Annotated in this window: 6 protein-coding genes; 1 reads left to right on the top strand and 5 read right to left on the bottom strand. The window is 70.8% G+C overall.

All coding sequences use genetic code 11. The features are described 5' to 3' along the window. Positions 1-138 precede the first annotated feature (138 nt). A complete protein-coding gene (locus tag STRIP9103_RS05930) occupies positions 139-1134 on the bottom strand; it encodes a polysaccharide deacetylase family protein (RefSeq protein ID WP_078613812.1) in 996 nt (331 codons plus the stop codon). Between the two features lie 200 nt (positions 1135-1334). On the opposite strand from STRIP9103_RS05930, the gene STRIP9103_RS05925 reads away from it, so the two are divergent. Further along, entirely contained in the window at positions 1335-2534 is a 1200-nt protein-coding gene (locus STRIP9103_RS05925; protein ID WP_009300619.1) for a class I SAM-dependent methyltransferase, read from the top strand. Positions 2535-2547: 13 nt separating this feature from the next. Here STRIP9103_RS05925 and STRIP9103_RS05920 read toward each other — a convergent pair whose 3' ends face one another. The 4 genes from STRIP9103_RS05920 to STRIP9103_RS05905 form a co-directional block, all read right to left on the bottom strand. Continuing rightward, entirely contained in the window at positions 2548-3762 is a 1215-nt protein-coding gene (locus tag STRIP9103_RS05920; protein ID WP_063747268.1) for an RNA polymerase sigma factor, read from the bottom strand. 285 nt (positions 3763-4047) lie between these two features. Next, positions 4048-4404 carry a YciI family protein gene (locus tag STRIP9103_RS05915; protein WP_048819770.1) on the bottom strand — a complete coding sequence of 119 codons (357 nt, stop codon included), beginning with the start codon at positions 4402-4404 and terminating at the stop codon, positions 4048-4050. A 140-nt stretch (positions 4405-4544) separates the two neighbouring features. Continuing rightward, positions 4545-5639: an LCP family protein gene (locus STRIP9103_RS05910; RefSeq protein ID WP_009300573.1), complete on the bottom strand. Its 1095-nt coding sequence runs from the start codon at positions 5637-5639 to the stop codon at positions 4545-4547. A gap of 74 nt (positions 5640-5713) precedes the next feature. Beyond that, the gene (locus STRIP9103_RS05905) at positions 5714-7072 is read right to left on the bottom strand and encodes an endo-1,4-beta-xylanase (protein ID WP_009300632.1); all 1359 of its coding nucleotides are present in this window, start codon (positions 7070-7072) and stop codon (positions 5714-5716) included. Positions 7073-7092: the final 20 nt, after the last annotated feature.

The raw sequence follows: 7092 nt of genomic DNA, 5'->3' as shown, positions 1-7092 counted from the left end.
GTACCCCACCTGGGCGCACCCTTCGCGCCGTACGCCCCGCGCGCACCGTAAGGACCGCGCGCACTGTAGGCACCGCACGCCCCCAACGCACTCCACTCGCCGTACGCGCCCCGCACCGCGTACGCCCCCCGCGCCCCCTCACAGGTAGTCCTCCAGCCGTGCCACCGCGTACCCCTCGGCGGTCACATGGTTCAGGAACCGGCGGATCATGTCGGGCATGGTGCCCTTCCAGTGCTTCCGGCCGCGGAAGTGGCTGAGGACGATGTCGCCGGGGCGGAGTTCGCGGTCCCCTTCGCGGTACTCCCAGCGGTCGACGAAGACCTCCTCGTTCCACAGGGGGACGGCTTTGACGCCGCAGGCCTTGGCGGCGCGCAGGGTGTGCCTGTCGTAGCTGCCGTACGGCGGCCGGAAGAGCGTGGGCCGTTCGCCGTACCGCTTCTCGATCACGTCCTGCATGCCGCAGATCTCGCGCTTCTGGGCTTCGTAGGAGAGGGCGGGCATGTAGCGGTGGTTGAGGGTGTGGTTGTCGAGTACGACACCTCGGTCCCGCATGTGTGCGAAGTAGCCGTAGTCCCCCTTGATCAGGTAGTCGCTGAGGAACGCGGTGTACGGGATCCTCAGTTCGCTCATCATGCGCAGGAAGGCGGGGTCCTTCTCGGCGCCGTCGTCGATGGTGAGGAAGACGACCTTGTGGCGGGTCGGAACGGTGGTGAAGACGGGCGGCAGTCCGTCCTCGACATGGTCGTCGACCTCGAAGCCCTTACGGGTCCTGAGGAGCGGCTTCCTCTCCGGAGGCGCGGGCGGGGTCAACGGCGGCTCGGCCAGCCTCCAGCGCTTCGCGGCGGCGACCCGCGCGGCGTGCGCACGGCGCAGTTTCGCGGCGTACGCGCCGAGGGCGCGCGCGGCGGGGGCGACAAGGCGCTGCCGACCGGGTTGGCCGTGGACCGGGGAAGCCGTCCCGCGTTTCCGGGAGCCGCTGGGCTCACCCTCCGAGTCTCCCCCGGCGCACCCCGACACGATGGCCGCGACGGCGAGTACGGCGGCGCCTCCTCGGAGGGCGCCGCTCCCCCTCCGGGTATTCGACCAGTTGGCCCCACCCACACCCTTTTCGTCATTTTGTCGTACTAGTTGCATGGCGCCGCATCCTCGCAGCACACCCCCTCCCCACCGCCCCGACACCGCCAACGACCCCGCACCATCCCCCGACCGGCGCACACGCCACCCGACCGGCAGGCACCGCTCGACCGCCGCCTGTCGCGCCCGCTGCCGTCGGCTGCCGCCCGCACCCACCCCTCGCCGTCCCACGCCCCCTCCCCCTGGCCGACAATGGCCCCGTGAACGACCTCGACCCCGACGCCTTCCTCGCCCCTCTGCTCACCCCCGAGGGCCGCGCCCTGCTCGACGAGGTGCGCGGTACCGAACCGGCGCGGGAGTTGGCCGTGGCGACCCGGTTGCGGCGCGCGTACCCGGCGGAACTCGTCACGGCGGCGATGACGCAGGCGCAGCTGCGGCAGCGGGCGGTGGCGAAGTTCGGGGCGGCGGACGCGGAGCGGATGTTCTTCACGCCGAACGGGGTCGAACAGTCGACGCGGGCGAGTGTGGCGACGTACCGGGCCGAGTGCCTCCACGCGCTGGGCGTACGCTCCGTCGCCGACCTGTGCTGCGGGATCGGCGGTGACGCGATCGCGTTCGCGCGCGCCGGGATCCGTGTCCTGGCCGTCGACCGCGATCCGCTGACCGCGGCGGTGGCCCGCGCCAACGCCGACGCGCTCGGCCTCGCCGATCTGATCGAGGTGCGCGAGGCGGACGTCACGGAGGTGGACACGGCCGGGTACGACGCCGTGTTCGTCGACCCGGCCCGGCGCTCCTCCAAGCGCGGCCGGATCTTCGACCCGGAGGCGTACTCCCCGCCCCTGTCCTGGGCCGTGTCCGCCGCGCTCGAGGCACCGCTCGGCGTGCTGAAGATCGCGCCCGGCATCCCGCACGAGGCGATCCCCGCCGAGGCCGAGGCCGAGTGGATCTCGGACGGCGGAGACGTGAAGGAGGCCGTGCTGTGGTTCCGGCCGAACGGGACGCCGGGGGCACGGCGGGCGATGCTGCTCCCCTCGGAGGCGGGCATCCGGGCCTCGCCCGACACCATGCTGCCCGACCCCTCGGTGCGGCCCGTGGGGCGCTATCTGTACGAGCCCGACGGCGCCGTCATCCGCGCCCATCTGGTCGCCGAGGTCGCCGCGGACCTGGACGGCGGGCTGATCGACCCCACGATCGCGTACATCACCGCCGACGAGCACCACGTCACCCCGTACGCCACCGCCTACGAGATCACCGACCGGCTGCCCTTCAACGTCAAGAAGCTGAAGGCCCTGCTGAGGGAGCGGGAGGTGGGGGTCCTGACGGTGAAGAAGCGGGGGTCGGCCGTCGAACCGGAGGAACTCCGCAGGAAGGTCAAGCCCCAGGGCCCCAACTCGGCGACGGTCTTCCTGACCCGCGTCGCGGGAGCCCCGACGATGCTGATCGGGCACCCGGTCCGGTAGCCGCCGAACGAGTTCAGTCGCCCCCGACCGACTCCGCACGCTCCCGCAGCATCCCCCGCTCCCGCTCGTTGCGCGCCAGCGCCGCCGCGCGTTCGAACTCGGCCCGGGCCTCCGTCGTACGCCCCAACCGCTGGAGCAGGTCCCCTCGGACGCTCGGCAGCAAGTGATAGTCACGCAGGGCGGGTTCGGTGGTGAGGCGGTCGACGATCTCCAGGGCGGGGCCGGGACCGTCGGCCATCGAGACGGCGACCGCGCGGTTGAGTTCGACGACGGGGGACGGGGAGCGGGCGGCGAGAAGGGCGTAGAGGGTGGCGATCTTCGGCCAGTCGGTCTCCTCGTACGTGTACGCCTGGGCGTGGCAGGCGGCGATGGCGGCCTGGAGGGCGTACGGGCCCGGGGTGCCCGGGGCGAGGGCGGTGGCGCGGGCGAGCGCGGTGAAGCCCCGGGCGATGAGGAGGCGGTTCCAGCGGCGGCGGTCCTGGTCCTTGAGGAGGACGGGCTCGCCGGACGGGCCGGTGCGGGCGGCGGAACGTGACTCCTGCAGCTCCAGCAGCGCCACCAGGCCATGCGCCTCGGGTTCCTTGGGCATCAGCTGGGCCAGCACGCGCGCGAGGCGGAGGGCGTCCTCGCACAGGGCGGGGCGCAGCAGGTCGTCGCCGGCGGTGGCCGCGTAGCCCTCGTTGAAGATGAGGTAGATGACCTCCAGTACGGAGCCCAGCCGAGCCTCGCGGTCGGGGCCGTAGGGCACCTCGAAGGGGACGTTCTTCGCGGCCAGGGTCCGTTTGGCGCGGACGATGCGCTGGGCGACCGTCGTCTCCGGGGCGAGGAAGGCGCGGGCGATCTCGGTCGTCGTCAGACCGCCGAGGAGGCGGAGGGTGAGGGCGATCCGGGCCTCGGCGGAGAGCACCGGGTGGCAGGCGGTGAAGACGAGACGGAGCAGGCCGTCGTCGATGTCGTCGGGGTCGGACGGCTCGTCCAGGTGGTGCGGGTTCGCCTCCAGGTCCCGGCCGACCTCCGCCAGCTTGCGCGCATACCGTTCCCGGCGTCGTACGAGGTCGACCGCGCGGTGCTTGGCCGTGGCCGTCAGCCAGGCCCCCGGATTGTCCGGGACCCCGTCCCGCGGCCACTGCTCCAACGCCGCGACCAGCGCGTCCTGCGCCAACTCCTCCGCGATACCGACGTCCCGCACGATCCGCGCGACCCCGGCGATGATCCGGGGCGCCTCCATCCGGAAGACGGTCTCAACAGCGACACCAGCAAAGCCGACCGGACTCCCGACGGCGCCGGAGTCGGCGAGGCCGGCGTCAACGGAGCCGGTGCCGGCGTCGGCGGGGCCGGAGTCGGCGGGGCCTGGGCCGGCGCCGGTGGGGCCGGAGTCCGTGAGGCCGGCGTCGGCGGGGTCTGGGCCGGGCGGGGCGGTGCCGGGGGCGGTGGGCTGTGGGGTCACAGCCCACCATCAGACACCCGTACGGGGCTTCGGACCAGCGAACAGGAGCGTCAGCCCCCGAGGCCGTCAGGCCTCCTGGATCTCCCGCACCTCACACGTCACCGTCCAGTACTCCTCGTGCACCTTCAGGAACCGCTTGGTCCACTCGATCGCCTCGGCCATGTCCTTGCACTGCATGAGCGCGTAGCCGCCCACGACCTCCTTCGTCTCGGTGAACGGCCCGTCGGTGACCGACAGCTCGCCGCCCTCCCAGCGCACCCTCTTCCCCTGCGCACTCGGCATCAGCCCACCGGTGTCGAGCATGACCCCCGCCTTGGTGATCTCCTCCAGCAGATCCCCCATCCGCTGCATCAGCTCGGGGCTCGGCCCCTCGGGGGGTGCGGTCTGCTCGTCGATCCTGACCATCGACAGATAGCGCGGCATGATGACTCCCTCGTTCTCGTCTTCTTCGTCTTCGTTCGATGTCGCTACGGTCGGCAGGGCTTCTCCCTGCCTCTCACCCTCGCGTCGAACGGGAGCCACCGGGATCGACACGAGCGACCGAAGTTCCCCGAAGTTTTTTCTCACCCCTTCAGCGACGCCCACAGCTCGCTCGCCTCCGGTTCGTCCGCCACCACGCGGTTGCGGTCGTACGGGGCCGTGACCACCGGCATCGTCACGGTCTCGGTGTCGTCCGACGACAGGCCCTTCAGGCTTTCGGCGAAGGTCATCAGTTCGGTGAGGGAGTCCAGGCCGGTGTCGGTGGTGAGGCTGCCGGTGATCGCGTCGGCGACCTCGTAGAGCTTGGTGGGATCGGTCGGCAGATTCGTGGACGCGATCTGGTCCAGCAACGCCTTCACCAGCTTCTGCTGAAGGCCTATTCGGCCGAGGTCGCTGCCGTCGCCTATGCCGTGGCGGGTGCGGGCGAGGGCCAGGGCCTGTTCGCCGTCCAGATGGTGGGTGCCGGCCTTCAGCTCCAGATGGCTGTCCTCGTCGTCGATGTCCTCGTCCGTGGTGACCGTGACGCCGCCGAGGGCGTCGACCAGCTTCGCGAAGCCCGAGAAGTCGATCTCGATGTAGTGGTCCATGCGGACGTTCGTCATCGACTCGACGGTCTTCACCGCGCACACCGGCCCGCCCACCGCGTACGCGCTGTTGAACATCGCGTTGTACGCCACCGACGTCGAACCGCCCGACTCCAGGGGGCAGGACGGACGGGTGACCAGAGTGTCGCGGGGGATGCTGACCACCGTCGCCTCGGTGCGGCCCTCGTCGATGTGGACGACCATCGCCGTGTCGGAGCGGGCGCCGGAGTCCTCGCCGCCGCCGAGTTCGGCGTTCTCCTCGCCGCTGCGGGAGTCCGAGCCGAGGACCAGGATGTTCAACGCGCCGCTCGGCAACGGCTCGGTGTCGGCCGACGCCGAGGGCGATGCCGTCGACGGGGTCTTCGCGGGGCGGTCGTCGCCGAGCGCGCTGTTGATGTCGACGCTCTTGATGTTGCCGTTGAGCTGCCAGAACGCCCAGCCCGCCCCACCCGCGCCGAGTACGAGGACGCCGGCGAGCGTGCACCCGGCGATCTTCAACCACCGCGACCGCCGGCCCAGCCGTTGCTCCAGCCGTTGCGGCCGTCTGTCCGCGCCCCCGTTGTCGTCCTCGTACTCGTCTTCTTCACCAGTCACACACAGGAACGTACGTCCGAATTATTACGAGGAGGAACCACCCGTCGCCTTTCCTTCGGAAATTCTCAGCTTTCTCAGCCCAACGTCACCGTCGGCACCGGATTGCTCCCGCTCCAGGACGCGTTGAAGCCGAAGGTCACCGAACCGCCGTTCGACACGCTGCCGTTCCAGGAGGCGTTGACGCAGCTGACGGTCGCGCCGCTCTGGGTGCAGGTCGCGTTCCAGGCCTGACTGATCTGCTGGCCCGCGCCGAACGTCCAGTTGACGCGCCAGGAGGAGAGGGAGGCGCCGGAGCAACTGATCGTGACGTTGCCGGTGAAGCCGGTGTTCCACTGGCTCGCCACGCGGTACGCGGCCGTGCAGCCGTCCGGGACCGGCGGTTCGGTCACCGTGCCGCCGAGCGCGGTCACGATGCCGTAGTACGCGGGTTTCGGCGCGTAGTTCTCGTCGTACGGGGTCGCCGCGCCCTGCCCCGGGAAGGTGTCCGGGATCCAGGAGTCGGAGTCGGTGAAGCCCCAGACCGTGACGCCGGTGCAGCGGGTCACCGCCACGCACGCCTTCACCACGGTCTCGTACTCGGTGCGCTGCTGGGCCAGCTTCGCCTCGGTGGCCGGGAGTTGCATACGGATGTCGAGTTCCGTGATGGCGACGTCCACACCCAGGTCGGCGAAGCGCTGGATGTTCTGCTGCAAGGTCGACGGCACTTGGCCGAGGATCAGATGGGCCTGGAGTCCCACCCCGTCGATCGGGACGCCGCGCGCCTTGAGGTCCCTGACCAGGTTGTACAGGGCGGTGCTCTTCGCGTTGACGCCCTCGACGTTGTAGTCGTTGATGTAGAGCTTGGCGGCCGGGTCGGCGGCGCGGGCGGCGGTGAGGGCCTGGGCGATGTAGTCGGCGCCGAGGCCGTTGTACCAGAGGGTCTGGCGGTAGGTGCCGTCCTCGTTGAAGGGTTCGTTGACCACGTCCCAGGCGGCCAGGCGCCCCTTGTAGCGGCCGACTTCGAGCGCGATGTGGTCGGTCATGAGCTGGCCGAGCTGGGCGGACGTCCAGGTGCCGTTCGTCAGCCAGCTCGGGTTCTGGCTGTGCCAGACGAGGGTGTGGCCGCGTACGTCCTGGTCGTGGGCCTCGGCGAAGGCGACGATCTGGTCGGCCTCGGTCCAGTTGAAGTTGCCCCGGGTGGGCTCGACGGAGCCCCACTTCATGGCGTTGCCGGGGGTGAGCCAGTTGAACTCCCGGCCCGCGATCTCGCCGTAGGTGCCGGTGAGCTTGGAGCCGGTCACCGCGGTGCCGATGGCCTTGCCCTTGGCCGCGGCGAGATCCCGCAGCGGCGGATCGGCCGCGTGGGCGGCGGGAGCCGCGACGAGCAGGGCACCGAGCGCGACGACGCCGGTCAGCAGGGAAGTGAGCGATAAGCCTTTTCTCAGAGATCTCATTGCGGGTGCCTCCGAAAGTT

The sequence above is a fragment of the Streptomyces ipomoeae 91-03 genome (assembly GCF_000317595.1).
Lineage (GTDB): Bacteria > Actinomycetota > Actinomycetes > Streptomycetales > Streptomycetaceae > Streptomyces > Streptomyces ipomoeae.
The sequence above is the reverse complement of the archived record's forward strand: the minus strand, read 5'-3'. Positions and strand labels throughout refer to the sequence as shown.

Excerpts from the sequence above, each read along its gene's own strand:
- STRIP9103_RS05930 (WP_078613812.1), bottom strand. The coding sequence starts at position 1,134 with ATGCAACTAGTACGACAAAATGACGAAAAGGGTGTGGGTGGGGCCAAC.
- STRIP9103_RS05920 (WP_063747268.1), bottom strand. The coding sequence starts at position 3,762 with ATGGAGGCGCCCCGGATCATCGCCGGGGTCGCGCGGATCGTGCGGGAC.
- STRIP9103_RS05915 (WP_048819770.1), bottom strand. The coding sequence starts at position 4,404 with ATGCCGCGCTATCTGTCGATGGTCAGGATCGACGAGCAGACCGCACCC.
- STRIP9103_RS05905 (WP_009300632.1), bottom strand. The coding sequence starts at position 7,072 with ATGAGATCTCTGAGAAAAGGCTTATCGCTCACTTCCCTGCTGACCGGC.